17 protein-coding genes and 1 tRNA gene are annotated in these 17527 nt (G+C 60.0%); 13 read left to right on the top strand and 5 right to left on the bottom strand.

The window, feature by feature from the left end; translation table 11 throughout:
• The first annotated feature begins 80 nt into the window (after positions 1-80).
• The gene (gene gyrA / locus RAC79_RS18435) at positions 81-2873 is read left to right on the top strand and encodes a DNA gyrase subunit A (RefSeq protein WP_142845503.1); all 2793 of its coding nucleotides are present in this window, start codon (positions 81-83) and stop codon (positions 2871-2873) included.
• Positions 2874-2969: 96 nt separating this feature from the next.
• Here the strand turns inward: gyrA and RAC79_RS18430 are convergent, their stop codons facing one another.
• The 3 genes from RAC79_RS18430 to RAC79_RS18420 all read right to left on the bottom strand — a co-directional run bounded on the left by RAC79_RS18430 (position 2970) and on the right by RAC79_RS18420 (position 5665).
• A complete protein-coding gene (locus RAC79_RS18430; RefSeq protein WP_003502750.1) occupies positions 2970-3230 on the bottom strand; it encodes a hypothetical protein in 261 nt (86 codons plus the stop codon).
• 83 nt (positions 3231-3313) lie between these two features.
• Positions 3314-4807 carry a D-alanyl-D-alanine carboxypeptidase family protein gene (locus RAC79_RS18425; RefSeq protein WP_142845502.1) on the bottom strand — a complete coding sequence of 498 codons (1494 nt, stop codon included), beginning with the start codon at positions 4805-4807 and terminating at the stop codon, positions 3314-3316.
• A gap of 138 nt (positions 4808-4945) precedes the next feature.
• Positions 4946-5665, bottom strand: a complete 720-nt coding sequence (locus RAC79_RS18420; protein ID WP_142845501.1) for a hypothetical protein — start codon at positions 5663-5665, stop codon at positions 4946-4948.
• 137 nt (positions 5666-5802) lie between these two features.
• Between RAC79_RS18420 and RAC79_RS18415 the strand changes: the two genes are divergently transcribed.
• The 4 genes from RAC79_RS18415 (at position 5803) to RAC79_RS18400 (ending at position 6980) form a co-directional block, all read left to right on the top strand.
• Positions 5803-6066 (top strand): hypothetical protein, encoded by a 264-nt coding sequence (locus RAC79_RS18415; protein WP_035261275.1) that lies wholly within the window; start codon positions 5803-5805, stop codon positions 6064-6066.
• Between the two features lie 15 nt (positions 6067-6081).
• Positions 6082-6309 carry a hypothetical protein gene (locus tag RAC79_RS18410; RefSeq protein ID WP_035261278.1) on the top strand — a complete coding sequence of 76 codons (228 nt, stop codon included), beginning with the start codon at positions 6082-6084 and terminating at the stop codon, positions 6307-6309.
• A gap of 341 nt (positions 6310-6650) precedes the next feature.
• Positions 6651-6803: a hypothetical protein gene (locus RAC79_RS18405; protein WP_162856850.1), complete on the top strand. Its 153-nt coding sequence runs from the start codon at positions 6651-6653 to the stop codon at positions 6801-6803.
• 87 nt (positions 6804-6890) lie between these two features.
• A tRNA-Ser gene (locus tag RAC79_RS18400) sits at positions 6891-6980 on the top strand.
• Positions 6981-7109: 129 nt separating this feature from the next.
• On the opposite strand, the gene RAC79_RS18395 is transcribed toward RAC79_RS18400, so the two are convergent.
• Positions 7110-7448 carry a hypothetical protein gene (locus RAC79_RS18395; RefSeq protein WP_003523701.1) on the bottom strand — a complete coding sequence of 113 codons (339 nt, stop codon included), beginning with the start codon at positions 7446-7448 and terminating at the stop codon, positions 7110-7112.
• 317 nt (positions 7449-7765) lie between these two features.
• Between RAC79_RS18395 and RAC79_RS18390 the strand changes: the two genes are divergently transcribed.
• The 8 genes from RAC79_RS18390 (at position 7766) to RAC79_RS18355 (ending at position 17205) form a co-directional block, all read left to right on the top strand.
• Positions 7766-8854, top strand: a complete 1089-nt coding sequence (locus RAC79_RS18390) for a septal ring lytic transglycosylase RlpA family protein (protein ID WP_065655433.1) — start codon at positions 7766-7768, stop codon at positions 8852-8854.
• 75 nt (positions 8855-8929) lie between these two features.
• A complete protein-coding gene (locus RAC79_RS18385; RefSeq protein WP_065655432.1) occupies positions 8930-10102 on the top strand; it encodes a D-alanyl-D-alanine carboxypeptidase family protein in 1173 nt (390 codons plus the stop codon).
• A gap of 136 nt (positions 10103-10238) precedes the next feature.
• Complete coding sequence (gene tmk, locus RAC79_RS18380; protein WP_065655460.1) at positions 10239-10913, top strand: dTMP kinase; 675 nt, start codon at positions 10239-10241, stop codon at positions 10911-10913.
• Complete coding sequence (locus tag RAC79_RS18375; RefSeq protein ID WP_142845500.1) at positions 10906-11931, top strand: DNA polymerase III subunit delta'; 1026 nt, start codon at positions 10906-10908, stop codon at positions 11929-11931. Before tmk ends, RAC79_RS18375 begins: the two co-directional genes overlap by 8 nt.
• A gap of 305 nt (positions 11932-12236) precedes the next feature.
• Positions 12237-13787: a methionine--tRNA ligase gene (gene metG / locus RAC79_RS18370; protein ID WP_142845499.1), complete on the top strand. Its 1551-nt coding sequence runs from the start codon at positions 12237-12239 to the stop codon at positions 13785-13787.
• An 11-nt stretch (positions 13788-13798) separates the two neighbouring features.
• Positions 13799-14581 (top strand): TatD family hydrolase, encoded by a 783-nt coding sequence (locus tag RAC79_RS18365; protein WP_142845498.1) that lies wholly within the window; start codon positions 13799-13801, stop codon positions 14579-14581.
• Between the two features lie 2 nt (positions 14582-14583).
• Positions 14584-15402 carry an MBL fold metallo-hydrolase gene (locus RAC79_RS18360; protein ID WP_174039141.1) on the top strand — a complete coding sequence of 273 codons (819 nt, stop codon included), beginning with the start codon at positions 14584-14586 and terminating at the stop codon, positions 15400-15402.
• Between the two features lie 21 nt (positions 15403-15423).
• Positions 15424-17205, top strand: coding sequence for a chloride channel protein (locus RAC79_RS18355; protein ID WP_078052968.1), 1782 nt, complete (start codon positions 15424-15426; stop codon positions 17203-17205).
• A gap of 2 nt (positions 17206-17207) precedes the next feature.
• Here RAC79_RS18355 and RAC79_RS18350 read toward each other — a convergent pair whose 3' ends face one another.
• A complete protein-coding gene (locus RAC79_RS18350; RefSeq protein WP_262927925.1) occupies positions 17208-17342 on the bottom strand; it encodes a hypothetical protein in 135 nt (44 codons plus the stop codon).
• Between the last annotated feature and the right edge of the window lie 185 nt (positions 17343-17527).

Raw genomic sequence — 17527 nt, 5'->3', positions numbered from 1 at the left:
AACTCGCCGGGAAATTGGCTTAACGTGGCTGTTTCCGCTATAAAAATCCATCCGATTCTTAACAGAGAATGTGATCCGTTTTGACTGACCAGAGCCCCCCCGGCGGCGGAAAACTTCCGCCAGGCATTGAACCGATTTCCATCATGGAGGAAATGCAGCGGTCGTATCTCGATTACGCCATGAGCGTCATCGTGTCCCGCGCGCTTCCCGATGTGCGAGACGGCCTGAAGCCGGTTCATCGCCGTATTCTTTACGGCATGTCCGAACTCGGCATCGACTGGAACAAGAAATACGTCAAATGCGCCCGCGTTACCGGGGACGTGATGGGTAAATTCCATCCGCACGGCAATGCGGCGATCTATGACGCTTTGGCGCGTATGGCGCAGGACTGGTCGCTCCGCCTGCCGCTGATCGACGGGCAGGGCAATTTCGGCTCCATCGACGGCGATCCGCCGGCGGCAGAACGTTATACCGAATGCCGTCTGGAAAAGGCCGCCCATTCGCTGCTCGACGATCTCGACAAGGAAACGGTCGATTTCCGCGACAACTATGACGGCACCCTGCAGGAGCCGGTCGTCATTCCGGCGAAGTTCCCGAACCTTCTGGTCAACGGGGCAGGCGGCATCGCGGTCGGCATGGCCACCAATATTCCGCCGCACAATCTCTCGGAAGTCATCGACGGCTGTATCGCCATGATCGACAATCCGGCGATCGAGCTGCCGGAGCTGATGCAGATCATTCCCGGCCCGGATTTCCCGACCGGCGCGCTGATCATGGGCCGTTCCGGCATCCGTTCAGCCTATGAGACCGGCCGCGGCTCGGTTATCATGCGCGGCCGCGCCACCATCGAGCCGATGCGCGGCGACCGCGAGCAGATCATCATCACCGAGGTTCCCTATCAGGTGAACAAGGCGAACATGATCGAAAAGATGGCCGAACTGGTCAAGGAAAAGCGCATCGAGGGTATTTCCGACCTGCGCGACGAATCCGACCGTCAGGGCTATCGCGTCGTCATCGAATTGAAACGCGACGCCAATGCCGAAGTCATCCTGAACCAGCTTTACCGCTATACGCCGCTGCAGACCTCCTTCGGCTGCAACATGGTGGCGCTGAACGGCGGCAAGCCGGAGCAGATGACGCTTATCGACATGCTGCGCGCCTTCGTGGCCTTCCGCGAGGATGTCGTCAGCCGTCGTACGAAATATCTGCTGCGCAAGGCGCGCGAGCGCGCGCATGTGTTGGTTGGTCTGGCGATTGCGGTTGCCAATATCGATGAGGTCATCCGGGTTATCCGTCATGCGCCCGATCCCGCTTCGGCCCGCGAAGAGCTGATGACGCGGCGCTGGCCGGCGCAGGATGTGGAAAGCCTGATCCGTCTGATCGACGATCCGCGCCACCGCATCAATGAAGATGGCACCTATAATCTCTCGGAAGAGCAGGCCCGCGCCATTCTCGAACTGCGCCTTGCCCGCCTCACGGCGCTTGGCCGCGATGAAATCGGCGACGAGCTGAACAAGATCGGCGCGGAAATTTCCGAGTACCTCGAAATCCTGTCGTCGCGCCTGCGCATCCAGCAGATCGTCAAGGACGAGCTTGTCGCCATCCGCGACGAGTTCGGCACGCCGCGCCGGTCCGAGATCGTCGAGGGCGGTCCCGATATGGACGATGAAGACCTCATCGCCCGCGAGGACATGGTCGTCACCGTTTCGCATCTCGGCTATATCAAGCGCGTGCCGTTGACCACCTACCGGGCGCAGCGTCGCGGCGGCAAGGGCCGTTCCGGCATGGCGACGCGCGACGAGGATTTCGTCAACCGTCTCTTCGTTGCCAATACCCATACGCCGGTGCTGTTCTTCTCCTCGCGTGGCATCGTCTACAAGGAAAAGGTCTGGCGTCTGCCGATCGGTACGCCGCAGTCCAAGGGCAAGGCCCTCATAAACATGCTGCCGCTGGAGCCCGGCGAGCGCATCACCACCATCATGCCGTTGCCCGAGGACGAAACCACCTGGGAAACGCTGGATGTGATGTTCTCGACGACGCGCGGCACGGTTCGCCGCAACAAGCTCGGCGATTTCGTTCAGGTCAACCGCAATGGCAAGATCGCCATGAAGCTGGACGAGGAGGGCGATGAAATCCTCTCCGTCGAAACCTGTACGGACCGCGACGACGTGTTGCTGACGACCGCGCTCGGCCAGTGCATCCGCTTCCCCGTGGACGATGTGCGCGTCTTTGCCGGCCGCAACTCCGTCGGCGTGCGCGGCATCAACATGGCCGAGGGCGACCGCATCATCTCCATGACCATTGTGGGCCATGTGGAAGCTGAACCGTGGGAGCGTGCGGCCTATCTGAAGCGCTCGGCTACCGAACGGCGTGCCGCAGGCGTCGATGAGGACGATATCGCGCTCGTCGGCGAGGAAGTTACGGAAGAGGGCGAACTCAGCGAAGAGCGCTATCAGGAACTGAAGGCACGCGAAGAATTCGTGCTGACGGTTTCCGTGAAGGGATTCGGCAAGCGTTCCTCTTCTTACGACTTCCGCACCTCTGGTCGCGGCGGCAAGGGCATCCGCGCCACCGATACCTCGAAGACCAACGAGATCGGCGAACTCGTCGCGGCCTTCCCCGTGGAAGAAGGCGACCAGATCATGCTGGTTTCCGATGGCGGTCAGCTCATCCGCGTGCCGGTCAACGGCATCCGCATCGCCAGCCGCGCCACCAAGGGTGTGACGATCTTCTCTACCGCCAAGGATGAGAAGGTGGTTTCCGTGGAGCGCATCAACGAGCCGGAAGGCGACGACGAAGCAGAGAACGGCAATGGCGAAGATGCCGCCGACGATCTGCCGGATACGCCGGAGGCACCGGAGAGCGAGGCGTAAGCCGCCTCGTTATCTTCGGTTACCAATCAAGAAAAACCCCGCGGCGCTCAGGCTCCGCGGGGTTTTTGTTTGTGTCTAGTCGACTGCGTTTGATTTTCAGCGAATGCGAATATGGACCGGAGCGCGACCCGAGCGGCTCGCGACATGAAGGTGGATGTTCGCTTCCGGCTGGTTGGAGCGCCAGGCGCGGGCGCCATGCGACAGAAGCAGCGCCACGAGATCGCGTGTCTTCGCCTTGGAACGATTAAGACCGAGATCGGCGATACGCATCGCCGCTTCGTGAATGGGATGCAGAACCGACAGGCTGCCATGCCCGTTGCCAGACGCAATGTCCGAATAATTCTCGTTGACTGCCATCTTGGAAAGCCTCGCTACACATTACAAACTTCGAGGAGACAGGCGATGTTTCGACTATGAACCACCGCCTGCGGAAACGTCTGTTACTGGAGTGACGCCCAGCAGCTGACGCCTTTCTTTTTCAATGCATTGCATGCATTTACCGCGGCGTTCTGGCCATCGAAGCCGCCGAAACGGGCGCGGTAGATCTGGGAGCCGTCCTTGCTGAAGGCGACCGTGAAGGGTTTTGCGGAGCGCAGTGCCGCGCCGCCCTTTTCCTGTGCGTTCTGCAACAGGCCACGTGCGGAGTTCTCATCCGGAGATGCGCCGATCTGGATGACCCAGCCACCCTGCGGAGCCTCGGCCCTGGCCGAAACCGAAGGGGCGGAGACAACAGGCGCCGTGGTGGACGCGGTGACGATATTGTCCACCTTGGTCGAATTGGTGATCAATTTGCGGTCCGGTGCAGCGGGCGCCTGATTGATTGGATCCTTGCCCTTCTGCCAGGTGGCAGCTTCCATGGCCTTGACGGCTGCATTGGAAGAGGAGCCTGCGAAGGCGGTGACCGGGGATTCTTCGTAACGGGTCTGCGGCACCGGACCGGAATTGGGTAGGCCGGCTGCGGTTGCTGCAACTGCCACGGAAGGAACAGCAGCGGCCACGGCGACGGGCTCTTCGACCGGCGCTGAGCGGGTCTGCGCGATCAGGTTGCTGTTGCCGCCACGCGATGCCTGCGGCAGGTAGGTTGCGACAAGCTTGCGCATGGTGGCGTCACGGGCAGCGCTGGAGCGGCCGCCGAGAACGACGGCGACGATGGAGCGACCGTCAAGTTGAGCCGATGTGGCAAGGTTGCTGCCGGCTGCACGTGTATAACCGGTCTTGATGCCATCCACACCCTTCACGGTTCCGACGAGGCGGTTATGGTTGCCGATAACCTGCTTGCCGAAGTTGAAGGTGCGGGTGGAGAAATAGCCGTAATATTGCGGGAAATGCTGGCGAAGCGCGACGCCGAGACGGGCTTGGTCGCGTGCCGTCGTCATCTGCGCCGTGTTGGGCAGGCCGTTGGCGTTGCGATAGGTCGTGCGGGTCATGCCGAGTGCGCGGGCCTTGGCGGTCATCATTCTGGCGAAACGGTCTTCCGAGCCGCCGAGATATTCGCCGAGCGCGGTTGCCATGTCATTTGCGGACCGGGTGACGAGTGCAAGGATAGCCTGTTCCACAGTGATGCTGCCGCCGGCGCGCACGCCAAGCTTGGATGGCGGCTCCTTCGCGGCGTTGGCTGACACCGGCACCCTGGAATCGAGCGAGATACGTCCGGTATTGAGCGCTTCGAATGTCAGATAAAGCGTCATCATCTTCGTCAGCGAAGCCGGATAACGCAGCCCGTCCGGATCCTCGCCATAGAGGACCTTGCCGGTCTTGGCATCGATGACGATGCCCGCATATTTCGGATCGGCCTTTGCGGTCTGAACGGATGTTGCGGTTATGAACGCCGCAGCAAGGGTTAGCGCAATAAACCTTACGAAAGACGTCGCACCCGCTTTGCGCGAATGTGCCCCAGATAGACTTTTCAACACTGCTGAACTCTTCAATCGCATATTTCTGTTCCGCTCGGACACGCCCCGCCCGATGCTCCGGGAAGAAACTTTATCGGGATGGCGTTACCAAGTGGTTTATGAAAGGTATCTGCCTTCCATAAAATGCGACTTTTCGCACGCAATCTGTGCCGTGCTGTTTCACCGATTTCCGTCTTTTACGAGGCGGCGCTCGATATAGTTTTTTACATCCGCGTCGAGCTTTTGCCATTGTGGCAGCAGGGCGGAGGAGAAACGATAGAACAGGCTGAGGTCCTGTCCGGCGTGAATATCCCTCTGGCAATCGCTGCCGGTGGCCGCCTGCGGCGTTTGCGGCAGCAGGCAGCGCACCACATAGGCGCTTTGGCCTTCGCGCTCGCCGGTCAATATGACTTCCTTGCCGTAACCGGAATCGGCGCGCAGGCGGTGCAGCAGCAGGCCGTGCTTCAGCGGTACGGGCTCTCCCTCCGTCAGCCGCGAATAGATCGGCCCGAAACGACCGGACATGTCCTCGGACATGGTGCTTTGCGAAAGCTGGATGAAGATCAGCCCTGCCGCCTGCGCCGGATCGTCGAAGACGGCGCGATTCGCTTCCTCGTAACCCTTGAGGTCAGGCCAGCTCAGATAAAGGTCGACGCGCTCGCGTTCTCCGCCGAGGCGCTCGGAAGGCGCCCGAAGGGTGTTTTTGGCAAGCTTCAGCCGGTCGTTGCCGATGACGATCTCCACCTCCTCGGTGGCCGTCGTATGGCCCGCCTGGAGAATCCGCTCGCCATACCATTTAATGCCGACGTTGAGGGTGCCGAGAAAGACGAGAAGAATTCCGGCGATGAGAGCGGCCCGGAGCATGAGTGACGATGAAAGCAGGGGTTTCTGGTCGTTCATGGGCTTCCATATTCGTTCCGGCCGCCGGATGGGTTTCCGGCCGGGAAATAGCCGTGCAAAGCTTTAACCCGGGGCGATCGGCATTGAAATGATGTTTTGCCGCTGCTACCTGATAACCACCAAGCAAAGGACGGCATATGGCAGCGCGCGACAGATATTCCCGGAAGCTCGAATGTTCCAGATGTGGTCATCAGGGTTTTGCCGAAGCGTCGGAATCGGATGACAAGAGCCGCCGGGACGTCGATTTTCGCATCGATGAAATGCCGCGTGGATTTCGCGCGGAGCGCGCCTCGGGCGATCCGACGGATTTCATGATCCGCTGCGCTCAGTGCGGCAATATATTCCGTTTCCTGCAGAAAACCGCCTATGCGCCCGGAGGCGAGCCACGGGTGAAGGCCTGAAGGGAAGGTGCCAGCATGACTTTACCGCAACAACCGAACGGAGCGCCGCAAAGGCGCAAGCCGATCTGGCCGTGGATCGTGCTTCTGGTGCTGACGCTCTCAGCCATCTACTCCTATAATCGCGCCAACGAAATCATCGCGGAATTGTCCGACACCTTGCCGCCGGCGCTGCTGAACCTGTTCGAAGATATTCTCCGGGGTGACGGCCGGCATGGCAATGGTGGGCCGAGCATCGGCGTCTGAGGCGAGGGCGGTTGGAGAGCCGCTGGCCTTTTTTGGGTGCGCTTCGCCTTCTGGGCCAAAAAAGAAAAAAGCCCCGCAAAGAGGCGGGGCAGGTTGATCGCTCGGGGAAAGTTGGGCAATGCCCGGGAGCGATGGGTTGATATAAGTGACGATAGTGCTGACGCGATAGGCCATTTCCGTCCCAAACAGTACGCCTATGCATAAATTTCGCTCAATCAGCAGATTTTTAAACGACGAGTTCGGACAATCTGTAAGACAACTTGACAGACTTGCGCTTTATTCTTCGCATTGCCTCGAATTGCACATATTCGCCTTTAACATAACGTGACATGAGCAGACGCATGGATAAATCGGGAATCCTCTTCGTGGCGCTTTTGCTGGTGCTTGTCGCAATCGTTTTAAGCCTGACGCTATTCGATACGGCTCAGCAGGTGCCCTCGATACCTTCAGGCGACGGATCCCTGCTGCCTCCGGCAACGACCCCGGGGCAATGATATGCCAGCCGTAAGAGAAGGGCGACACAGCTCGCCCGGGCGGGATTGACGGCCTTTTTCAAACCGCTATAAAGCCTCACCACCGATGGATGGGTGTCCGAGTGGTTTAAGGAACCGGTCTTGAAAACCGGCGTGCGTGAGAGCGTACCGTGGGTTCGAATCCCACCCCATCTGCCATAAAGCGCAAAAATCATTCAAACACGCTGCGACGAGGGATGCCTCGATCGCGTTAATCAGCTTTGGAATGGCTCGAATTCAGCGCAAATGAGAAACCCGCCTTGCGGCGGGTTCCCAGTGTTCATCCAATCAGATTTCCGGGCAGCCCCGTTCGTTGGCGAAGGTGATGCGATCCGGTCCCCGGCGCGTGAAGCCTTCGACGACGACACGACCAGGTGTGACGCGCACGACCTCTGGATCGCGCAGGCCTGCTTCACGGGCGGCAGCGCGGGCTTCGCGTTCGCTGCAGCCACGCATGCGGGGCGGGCCGCGGCGGTCTACGTCCCGGTCACGATCGCGGATGACGGGGCGAACGCCGTCGGGGCCGATTCTGAGTTCCATGTCCTGCGCACCTGCGGGGATCGGCGCGGCGAAGGATACTAGGGCGATGCCCATCGCAAGAGCTGTGGTTTTCATAAGCTTGATCATGTTTCCTCCCTCAGCCGAAACCGGCGGAAAGCTCGTTTCTTTGCGGGGAGAGAACGCGGTTGCCGTCCGTTTGTTCCTTGCAGACGCGGTGAGCGGGAGATGTTGGGGCGGGTAAATCCGGCCCGATGGGTGGGCTCAAAAGATAGAAATCATTAACCACGTTCGTTACAATTTTATCGAATTTGCAGAAGTCGTTCGCATTTTCGCCACGTTATGCACAAGATTAAGCGACTGTTAGGTGCTTCGATGGCAGGGGCAGTTATCGAGGCAAGTGAGGGTGCGGTTCTCCGAGCCAATAGCAGCGTGGGGCAGACGATTTGAATTCTACGGTCAAGAAACTCGGCATCAACGCCAGGTCGGGCGTGAAGTGGCTTGCAATTTCCGTGCTTTGCGCTGCAACCGCATCGTGTTCCACGACATCCGAGACCAAGCCCAAGCCCAAGCGCAGCAAGGAATATTTTTCCGAATCCGAATATGGCGTCAAAGCCAGTCCGCGTGTGGCCGATGGCAAGGCCATTCCCAAGGGCGGCGGGCGAGAGTTGATCGGCAATGCCTATACAGTCAAGGGCCGCCGTTATTTCCCGAAGGAAGAGCCGGGTTACAACAAGACCGGTCTTGCTTCCTGGTACGGTTCTGCCTTCCATGGTCGCCTGACCGCCAATGGCGAAGTCTACGACAAAGAACATCTTTCTGCCGCACATCCGACATTTCCCCTGCCGAGCTACGCGCGCATCACCAACATGGAAAATGGCGCTTCGGTTCTGGTGCGCGTCAACGATCGCGGACCGTTCCACGAAGGCCGCCTGATCGACGTTTCCAGCAAGACGGCCGATCTTCTCGACATGAAGGCCACCGGCACGGCCAATGTGCGGGTGCAATATGCCGGCCGCGCACCGCTTGATGGTCACGACATGCCTTATCTGATGGCATCCTATATCCCGAAGGGTTCGCGCTCGCCGGGTGTGGCACCCGAAGGGCAGATCGCGACGGGCGTGATGGTGGCTTCGGCCTCGCCGAATTTCGTTCCGGCGCCCGCGTCCAACCCGAATTATGCCGGCTCCACACAGACGGCGCTCGTCGGTTCCAAGAAGAATGCGGCGCTTCAGGCCATGCCGCTGGTCAACGGCCCGGCACCGGCTTTCGAGCAGTTCGCGATACTGCCGGAAATCGGCCCTATCCTGGCGGAGCGCCCGGAAGGCAATTTCATGCGTGAGCCGGCGGCGCCTGGCGGCAATTATCTGCGTGTGCCGACGCCTTCCTCCAAATTTGCTGCGGCCTATTCCGAAGAATCGGCTACGGTCTCCAGGACCGCGAGCGCCTTCGACAGCGTGCTCGTCGACCGTGGCGCGCTCAACGAGCAATCGATACTCGCCCATGTGAAGCGTCAGCAGGCGAAGTCCCGCTGACGGGTTGAAGGATACGGCCGGCCTCTCGCCTTTATCGCGGGCAGCCGGTTACGGCAGGCAGGACTGGGCGGTTTCATGCGCAAGGCCATTCATCGCTCCTATCGTTCGGTCGCCGTAGCGGCAGCGTTTGCGTTTTTCAGTGCAGGCCCGGTGCAATCACAGACCGGCCCCTTCATCGCAAAGGCCGAACAGGCTTACATGATCGATGCCGAAACAGGCACGGTGCTTCTTTCGCAAAACGAGAATCAGCCCTTTCCGCCCGCGTCGCTTGCAAAGCTGATGACGGTTGAGGTGGTGCTGGATGCGCTGTCAAAGGGGCAGGTCACGTCAGAGACGGCTTATCCCGTCTCGGAATATGCCTGGCGCACGGGCGGCGCGCCCTCGCGCACCTCGACCATGTTCGCGGCGCTGAAATCCTCCGTCAGCATCAACGATCTTTTGACCGGCATCATCGTGCAGAACGCCAATGACGGCTGCATCGTCGTTGCCGAAGGCATGGCGGGTTCGGATGCCGCTTTCGCCAAGCGCATGACGGCGCGGGCGGGCGAACTGGGCATGAGCAGCAGCACCTTCACCAATTCGACCGGGCTTCCCGACCCCGGCAACCGGACGACCGCGAGGGACATGGTGCGTCTCGCGCAGCATCTGCGCGATACCTATCCGGAGCGTTACGGGCTTTTCACCAAACCGGATTTCGAATGGAACCGGATTTTCCAGCGCAACAAGAATACGCTGCTGATGCCCGGCAGCGGTATCGACGGTCTCGGTCTCGGTTTTGCGGAAGGCAGCGGTTTTGCCGCTGTCGTTTCGGCCGAGCGGGAAGGCCGCCGGGTCTATCTGGCGCTTGCCGGCATCGTGGACGACAAGACGCGGCAGGAGGAGGCCCGCCGGGTGGTGGACTGGGGCCTGACCGCCTTTGAAAAACGCCATCTCTTCAGCAAGGACGAAGCGGTTGGGTCCGTCAGCGTTTATGGCGGCGATGTTTCGCATATCGATCTTTCGCCGAAGGAAGATGTCAGCGTGCTTGTACCGGTCAATAATCCGGATCGAATTTCCGGCCGCATCGTCTATCGCTGGCCTCTGAATGCGCCGCTGGACGTCGGGGCGAATGCCGGAACGCTTAAGATTTTTTCGGGCGAGCGCCTGTTGCGGGAGGTACCGCTTTATACGAAGGCGGCAGTCGGCAAGGGGTCGCTCACCCAGAATGCGACTGGCGCGCTGAAGGAACTACTGCTGTTCTGGCTCTGAAAGCCTGTTGACGCGCAGCCTTGTTCCTATGCTTTTGTTCAGCCACCGGATTTTCTGAAAAGCGCTTCACACTTTTCCGTTCGATGCTGTAAACAGGCATTTCAACATTGACGTGAATTCCTCGCAGGACGTGACATTGGCCGAAAAGACCGGATTGTTCATCAGCTTCGAAGGCGGCGAAGGCGCCGGCAAGTCGACGCAGATTCGCACGCTTGCCGAGGCGCTTCGCGGCCGTGGTTTCGAGGTGGTCGTGACGCGTGAGCCGGGCGGCTCGCCGGGCGCGGAGGCCGTTCGGCATGTTCTCCTCTCGGGTGCTGCCGAATCCTTCGGGGTGCGCATGGAAGCGATCCTGTTTGCGGCGGCGCGCAACGACCATGTCGAAGAGGTCATTCGCCCGGCGCTTGCGCGCGGTGAGATCGTGCTCTGCGACCGGTTCCTCGATTCGTCCCGCGTCTATCAGGGCACGACCGGCAATCTGGAGCCGGATTTCATCGAGACGTTGCAACGCATCGCGATTGACGGTGTCGTGCCGGAACTGACGTTGATTTTCGATATTGCCGCCGAAAAGGGGCTCGCCCGCGCCAGAAAGCGCGCGGATGAAGGCGCTGCGCCGGACCGCTTCGAAAAAGAGGAAATCGAGACCCACGAGAAGCGACGCGAGGCCTATCTGGATATTGCGCTCGCCGAGCCGCGTCGTTGCCGGATCGTCAACGCCGATCAGCCGGAAGAAAAAGTGGCGGAGGATGTCATGTCCTTCGTCGAACCCTTGCTCGAACAGCTGAAAACAGCAGCGGGCGCAGCGCATGAGTGAGGTCCAGGGCGTTCTCGACGGTGCGATTGCGCCGCAGCAGAACACGAAGCTTTTCGGGCATGAGGAAGCGGAAGCCTTCCTCGCGCAATCCTATCGCTCCGGCAAGGGGCATCATGCCATTCTGATCGAAGGGCCGGAGGGGATCGGCAAGGCGACGCTTGCCTTCCGTTTCGCCAATCATGTGCTCAGCCATCCCGATCCGTCGCTGGCGCCGGATTTTCTCGCCGATCCCGATCCGCAATCGCTGGTCAGCCGCCAGATCACGGCCGGGGCCTCGCATAATCTGCTGCATCTGACCCGTCCGGTGGATGAAAAGACCGGCCGCGTGAAATCCGCCATCACCGTGGACGAGGTGCGGCGGGCAGGGCACTTCTTTTCGCAGACCTCCGGTACCGGCAACTGGCGTATCGTCATCATCGATCCCGCCGACGATCTCAATCGCAACGCCGCGAATGCGATCCTCAAAATACTGGAGGAGCCGCCGAAGCGGGCGATGTTCCTCGTCCTGTCGCATGCGCCGGGAAAATTGCTGCCGACCATCCGTTCGCGCTGTATGCCGTTGAGGCTCCTGCCGCTTTCCGATGCAGCCATGGTGCAATCTCTCGATCATCTTGGCATCAGCCCGGAAGGCGAAAAACGTGACGCCCTGCTTGCCGCCTCCAAGGGCAGCGTGGCGCAGGCGTTGAAGCTGATGAATTACGGCGGCTCCGACATTGTCGAGGCCTTTGCTGAGGTCATGGCGGCTGAGGGACCTGGCGTGCGCAAGCAGATGCACAAGCTTGCCGAGGTTCTGGCACAGAAGGATGGCGACATCGTTCTCGGCTTCTTCATGGAGCATGTGACGGAAGAACTGATGGAACGCGCACGGGCGGCGGCGATGGCGGGCGATATTGCGGCGGCGGAAAAACATGCACGGCTTTCCTCGGCGCTCTCGGAACGCATCACCGTGGCGCAGGCCTATAATCTCGACAAGAAGCAGATGGTGCTTTCCATTCTGGAAGATATTCGCGGCGTTTGAAGGCGAGGGATCGTGCGGAATGTACGATTCGACGGTGCATAAATTCTCCTCCGCCATGCCGGACTGGATCCGGCATCCAGCCACGGCGCGTCCGCGCCGTGAAGAGAGTCTTTTGCGATCAAGGACTTGATCGGGCTGGACCCCGGATCCAGTCCGGGTTGATGGTAGTGCGGATGCCAAGCGCTCGCCAAATCCAATTTGTCTGCAAGCGGTCGTACAAAACGTACTCTTTTTCTTTCGCTGCTGCGAACAATGGTTTAAGAGCGGTCTATCCAAAAAACAGCCTGTAAAGTCGATAGACCGTCATGAAAGACAAGACACCATTCTACATCACCACCGCGATCTCCTATCCTAACGGCAAGCCGCATATCGGCCATGCCTATGAGTTGATTGCGACGGACGCCATGGCACGCTTTCAGCGCCTGGATGGAATGGATGTGTTCTTCCTGACCGGCACCGACGAACATGGCCAGAAGATGCAGCAGACGGCGCGTGCGGAAGGCATTTCACCGGAAGACCTGGCTGCGCGCAATTCCGACCAGTTCCGCGCGATGGGCAAGCTGCTCAACGCCTCGAACGACGATTTCATCCGCACCACGGAAGAGCGTCACCACGAGACCTCGCGCAATATCTGGAACCTGATGGCCGACAGCGGCGACATCTACAAGGACAGCTATGCCGGCTGGTATTCCGTGCGCGACGAGGCCTATTACGCCGAGGACGAGACGGAAGTGCGTGCTGACGGCGTTCGTTACGGACCGCAGGGCACGCCGGTCGAGTGGGTGGAGGAGGAAAGCTACTTCTTCAAGCTCTCCGAATATCAGGACAAGCTGCTGAAGCTCTATGAGGAGAACCCGGAGTTCATCGGCCCGGCAGAACGCCGCAACGAAATCATCTCCTTCGTCAAATCCGGCCTCAAGGACCTGTCGATTTCCCGCACCACCTTCGACTGGGGCATCAAGGTTCCGAACGATCCGAAACACGTCATGTATGTCTGGGTCGATGCGCTGACCAACTACATCACCGCCACGGGTTACATCGAGGATAAAAACGGCCCGCGTGCGAAATATTGGCCGGCCGACGTGCATATCATCGGCAAGGACATTATCCGCTTCCACGCGGTCTATTGGCCGGCTTTCCTGATGAGCGCGAAGCTGCCGCTGCCCAAGCGGGTCTATGCGCATGGCTTCCTGCTCAACAAGGGCGAGAAGATGTCGAAGTCGCTCGGCAATGTCGTCGATCCGGCCAATCTGGTGAATCATTTCGGTCTCGATCAAGTCCGTTATTTCTTCCTGCGCGAAGTCTCCTTCGGCCAGGACGGCAGCTATAGCGAAGAGGGCATCGCCACACGCATCAATGCCGATCTTGCCAATGGTATCGGCAATCTCGCCAGCCGTTCGCTATCGATGATCGTCAAGAATTGCGACGGCCAGATCCCGACGCCCGGTGAGTTCACCGAAGAAGACAAGGCGATGCTGGCTTCCGCCGACGGGCTGCTGGCGCTTTGCCGCGAGGAAATGGGCAAGCAGCTCATCCACCGTGCGCTTGCAGCCATCATCGCCGTCGTCTCGGAAACCGACCGCTATTTCGCCTCGCAGGAGCCGTGGGCGCTGAAGAAGACCGATCCCGAGCGCATGGGCACCGTGCTTTACGTAACGGCGGAAGTGGTGCGCCAGATCGGCATTCTCCTGCAGCCCTTTATGCCGGAATCCTGCGAGAAGCTGCTGGATCTCGTTGCTGCCCCTGCCGACAAACGTGATTTTGCAGCACTCGGCGAAGCGGGCCGTCTGGTTCCGGGCACGCCGCTGGAAGCACCGAAGCCGGTCTTCCCGCGTTACGTCGCACCGGAAGCGTGAAGGCGAGACCCATGCTGATCGATACACATTGCCATCTGGATTTTCCCGATTTCGAGGCTGAGCGCGACGATATCATCGCCCGCGCCCATGCTTCGGGTGTGAGCCAGATGGTGACGATCTCGACCCGGGTGCGTCGTCTGCCCGAACTTTTGAAGATCACGGAAAAATATCCGTCGGTCTTCTGTTCGGTCGGCACGCATCCGAACAATGCCGATGAGGAACTGGATATCTCCGCCGACGATCTGGTACGGTTGGCGGAGAGCCATGACAAGATCGTGGCGATCGGCGAGGCGGGTCTGGATTATTTCTACGATACGCAGAAGCCGGAAGACCAGAAGACCGGCCTCATTCGCCACATCGAGGCAGCAAGACGAACGAAGCTGCCGCTTGTCATCCACAGCCGCAGCGCCGATGACGATATGGCCGCTATTTTGCGCGCCGAAAGCGGGAAGGGTGCCTTCCCCTTCATCCTGCACTGCTTTTCCGCCGGTCCCGAGCTGGCGAAAACCGGTGTCGAGCTTGGCGGTTATGTCTCCTTTTCCGGCATTCTGACCTTCCCGAAATCGCAGGATATCCGCGATATCGCCGCCTCCGTGCCGCTGGACCGGCTGCTGGTGGAAACTGATGCGCCCTATCTTGCGCCGAAGCGCTGGCGGGGAAAGCGCAACGAGCCGTCCTATGTGGTCAATACAGCTGAGGTTCTGGCCGAGGTGCATGGCATTTCCTATGAGCGCATGGCCGAAATCACCACCGAAAACGCCTTCCGCTGCTTTTCCAAGATGACAAGGGTATAGGTGTGGCAATCTACCGTCGTCGCTTCACGGTTCTCGGTTGCGCGTCGTCGCCCGGCGTGCCGCGCATCAACGGCGACTGGGGCGCCTGCGACCCCGAAAACCCGAAGAACCGGCGCACGCGAACGGCCTTCATGGTGGAGCAGATCGGCCCGGATGGAGGCAGGACGACTGTCGTCATCGATACCGGCCCGGATTTTCGCGAGCAGATGATCGCGGCCAAGGTGGAGGCGGTGGATGCTGTGCTTTACACCCACGCCCATGCCGACCATCTGCACGGTATCGACGATCTGCGCATCTATTTCGCCCTTCAGCAAAACCGCATTCCGATCTATGCCGATCCCATTACCATGGCGCGGATAAAGGACGGTTTCGCCTATTGCCTGGAGACCCCGCCGGGCAGCAGCTATCCTCCCATCGTCGAACCGCGGATCATCGCCGATATCGACGCGGCGCTGATCATCGATGGGGCAGGCGGGCCGATCCCGTTCAACGTGCATATGCAGCAGCATGGCGATGTGCATTCGCTGGGCTTCCGCATCGGTGACGTCGCCTATTGCACCGATGTCAGCGATTTTCCGGCAGAAAGCCTGCCGAAGCTTGCCGGTCTCGATGTCCTCGTCATCGACGCGCTGCAGCACCGTTACCACCCCAGCCATCTTTCACTGGAACAGGCGCTCGGCTGGATCGAGAGATTCGCACCCAAAAGGGCGATCTTGACCCACATGCATATTCCGCTCGATTATGAGACGGTGATGCGGGAAACGCCTGATCATGTCGAACCGGCCTATGATCAAATGCGTTTCGAGATCGAAGCAGCCTGACGCCGCCTGAAAAGGAACAGCATGTCGACCAAGCCTTTCCGTGCACCCAGTATGGCGAGCTTCTTCGACAATCTGCGCGCCAGTCGCCTGCGGGCGATGTTCCGGCGCGGCGAACTGGGACTGGTGCTCCTTGCCGTCTTCATCGGCATTGCGGCAGGCCTTCTGGTGGCGCTGATCGGCGCCTTGAGCACGGCGTTGCATCTGCTGGTTTTCGGCGTCGAGCGGTTGAGCAGCAGCGATCTTTCCGGACGTATCGTGCTTGTCGGCCCGATCATCGGCGGCATCGTGCTCGGGTTGATCATCTTCATCCTTTCGAAGACCCGCAAGAAACCCATGGTCGACCCCATCGAGGCGAATGCGCTGCATGGCGGCCGGTTGTCGTTGACGGACAGCATCATCGTCTGCGTGCAGAATATCGTCTCCAACGGTTTTGGCGCGTCCGTGGGGCTGGAGGCCGGTTACACCCAGATCGCCAGCGGCGTCGCCTCGAAGATCGGCATCAAGCTGAAGCTGCGGCGAGGGGACATGCGTATCCTTGTCGGCTGCGGCGCTGCGGGGGCGATTGCGGCCGCCTTCAACGCGCCGCTGACCGGGGCGTTTTACGCCATCGAACTCATCATCGGCACCTATACCGTCGTGACGCTTGCGCCGCTCATCGTCTCGGCACTGGTGGCGACGACGGTCATCGGGATTATCGGCGGCCATGGTATCTCGATCGATATTGTCGATGCCAGCCGTGTAACACCGGCGGATTATGTGCCCGCCATCTTTCTCGGCGTCGTATGTGCGGCCATCGGCATCGTGCTGATGCAGGCGGTGTCCTTCATCGAAGAAACCGCACGCAAAAGCGCCATTCCGGGCTGGCTGCGTCCTGCCATCGGCGGCGTGGCGGTGGGCGGGCTTGCGCTGATTTCACCGCAGGTGCTGTCGAGCGGCCATGGGGCGCTGCATCTCAATATCGATGCGGAACTGACGATATACGGGGTGGCCGGGCTGTTCCTGCTGAAGGCGGCGGCGAGCGCCATTTCCATCGGTTCGAATTTCCGTGGTGGCCTGTTTTTCGCGTCGCTGTTCATGGGCTCGCTGCTGGGCAAGATTTTCGCGCTCTGCGCACCGTATATCGGCTATGGGTCGACGGCGCCCATCGTCTATGCCGTGATCGGCATGAGCGCCTTTGCCGCCGCCATTATCGGCGGTCCGCTGACGATGACGTTTCTGGCGCTGGAACTGACAGGCGACTTCCAGATCACGGCGCTTGTGCTTGCCGCCGTCATCACCACCTCGCTCGTGGTGCGCACCACCTTCGGTTACTCCTTCGCCACCTGGCGTTTTCACCTGCGGGGCGAGAGCATTCGCAGCGCCCATGATATTGGCTGGATCCGCGACCTGACGGTCGGCAGGATGATGCGCGCCGATATCCGCAAGGCCAATGTCAGCATGGGCCTCCCGGCCTTCAAGGAGAAGTTCCCGCTCGGTTCGACGCAACGGGTAATCATGACCCATGATGACGGGCGTTATGCCGGCATCGTCCTCGTGCCGGAAATTTACGCCGACCCGATGGATCGCGATCCCAGCAAGATCAGCCTCGAAACCTATCTGCAATACAAGAACGATGTGTTGCTGCCGACCATGAATGCCCGCCAGGCGGCGGCAGCCTTCGATGCGGCGGAGAGCGAAGCGCTGGTTGTCGTTAATGACAAGATCGAAAATCGCCCTGTCGGATTGCTCACCGAAAGCCATACGCTGAGGCGCTATAGCGAAGAACTGGACCTGAGACGCCGGGAGGCGTCTGGTGAGTTTTGAAATTACATTAGATTATCTGTGCCAATCTCGACGCCGAGCGCGCCGCCACCTGGATTGCCGCATTGATTGACGGTGTTTTCTCGCGCCTGGCGGTCGATCCCGATTTCCGGCCCCTGAAAGAGGCCGAGATGATGCATCTGATCATCGGCCGTTTCCTCTCGGCACGGCAATTCCAATGCAGCGGATGAAACCGGACGGTGTCCGACGCCGGCAACAGCTGGGGCATAGGCCCGTACCGAATAGTCCCCAAAAACCGGACTGCGGTCTCAAGAACGGTCATCTCACGGCTTTATGACGCGAAGCTGGTTCAAGCGCTTGCGGG

It is taken from the genome of Agrobacterium sp. LR_9 (assembly GCF_041954855.1).
Classification (GTDB): domain Bacteria; phylum Pseudomonadota; class Alphaproteobacteria; order Rhizobiales; family Rhizobiaceae; genus Agrobacterium; species Agrobacterium leguminum.
This window is presented reverse-complemented; position numbering and strand designations above follow the sequence as displayed.

What these genes read in the sequence shown, in the direction of transcription:
- RAC79_RS18430 (WP_003502750.1), bottom strand. Translation starts at nt 3,230, where the DNA reads ATGGCAGTCAACGAGAATTATTCGGACATTGCGTCTGGCAACGGGCAT.
- RAC79_RS18425 (WP_142845502.1), bottom strand. Translation starts at nt 4,807, where the DNA reads ATGCGATTGAAGAGTTCAGCAGTGTTGAAAAGTCTATCTGGGGCACAT.
- RAC79_RS18420 (WP_142845501.1), bottom strand. Translation starts at nt 5,665, where the DNA reads ATGAACGACCAGAAACCCCTGCTTTCATCGTCACTCATGCTCCGGGCC.
- RAC79_RS18415 (WP_035261275.1), top strand. Translation starts at nt 5,803, where the DNA reads ATGGCAGCGCGCGACAGATATTCCCGGAAGCTCGAATGTTCCAGATGT.
- RAC79_RS18410 (WP_035261278.1), top strand. Translation starts at nt 6,082, where the DNA reads ATGACTTTACCGCAACAACCGAACGGAGCGCCGCAAAGGCGCAAGCCG.
- RAC79_RS18405 (WP_162856850.1), top strand. Translation starts at nt 6,651, where the DNA reads ATGGATAAATCGGGAATCCTCTTCGTGGCGCTTTTGCTGGTGCTTGTC.
- RAC79_RS18395 (WP_003523701.1), bottom strand. Translation starts at nt 7,448, where the DNA reads ATGATCAAGCTTATGAAAACCACAGCTCTTGCGATGGGCATCGCCCTA.
- RAC79_RS18385 (WP_065655432.1), top strand. Translation starts at nt 8,930, where the DNA reads ATGCGCAAGGCCATTCATCGCTCCTATCGTTCGGTCGCCGTAGCGGCA.
- RAC79_RS18375 (WP_142845500.1), top strand. Translation starts at nt 10,906, where the DNA reads ATGAGTGAGGTCCAGGGCGTTCTCGACGGTGCGATTGCGCCGCAGCAG.
- metG (WP_142845499.1), top strand. Translation starts at nt 12,237, where the DNA reads ATGAAAGACAAGACACCATTCTACATCACCACCGCGATCTCCTATCCT.
- RAC79_RS18365 (WP_142845498.1), top strand. Translation starts at nt 13,799, where the DNA reads ATGCTGATCGATACACATTGCCATCTGGATTTTCCCGATTTCGAGGCT.
- RAC79_RS18355 (WP_078052968.1), top strand. Translation starts at nt 15,424, where the DNA reads ATGTCGACCAAGCCTTTCCGTGCACCCAGTATGGCGAGCTTCTTCGAC.
- RAC79_RS18350 (WP_262927925.1), bottom strand. Translation starts at nt 17,342, where the DNA reads ATGCATCATCTCGGCCTCTTTCAGGGGCCGGAAATCGGGATCGACCGC.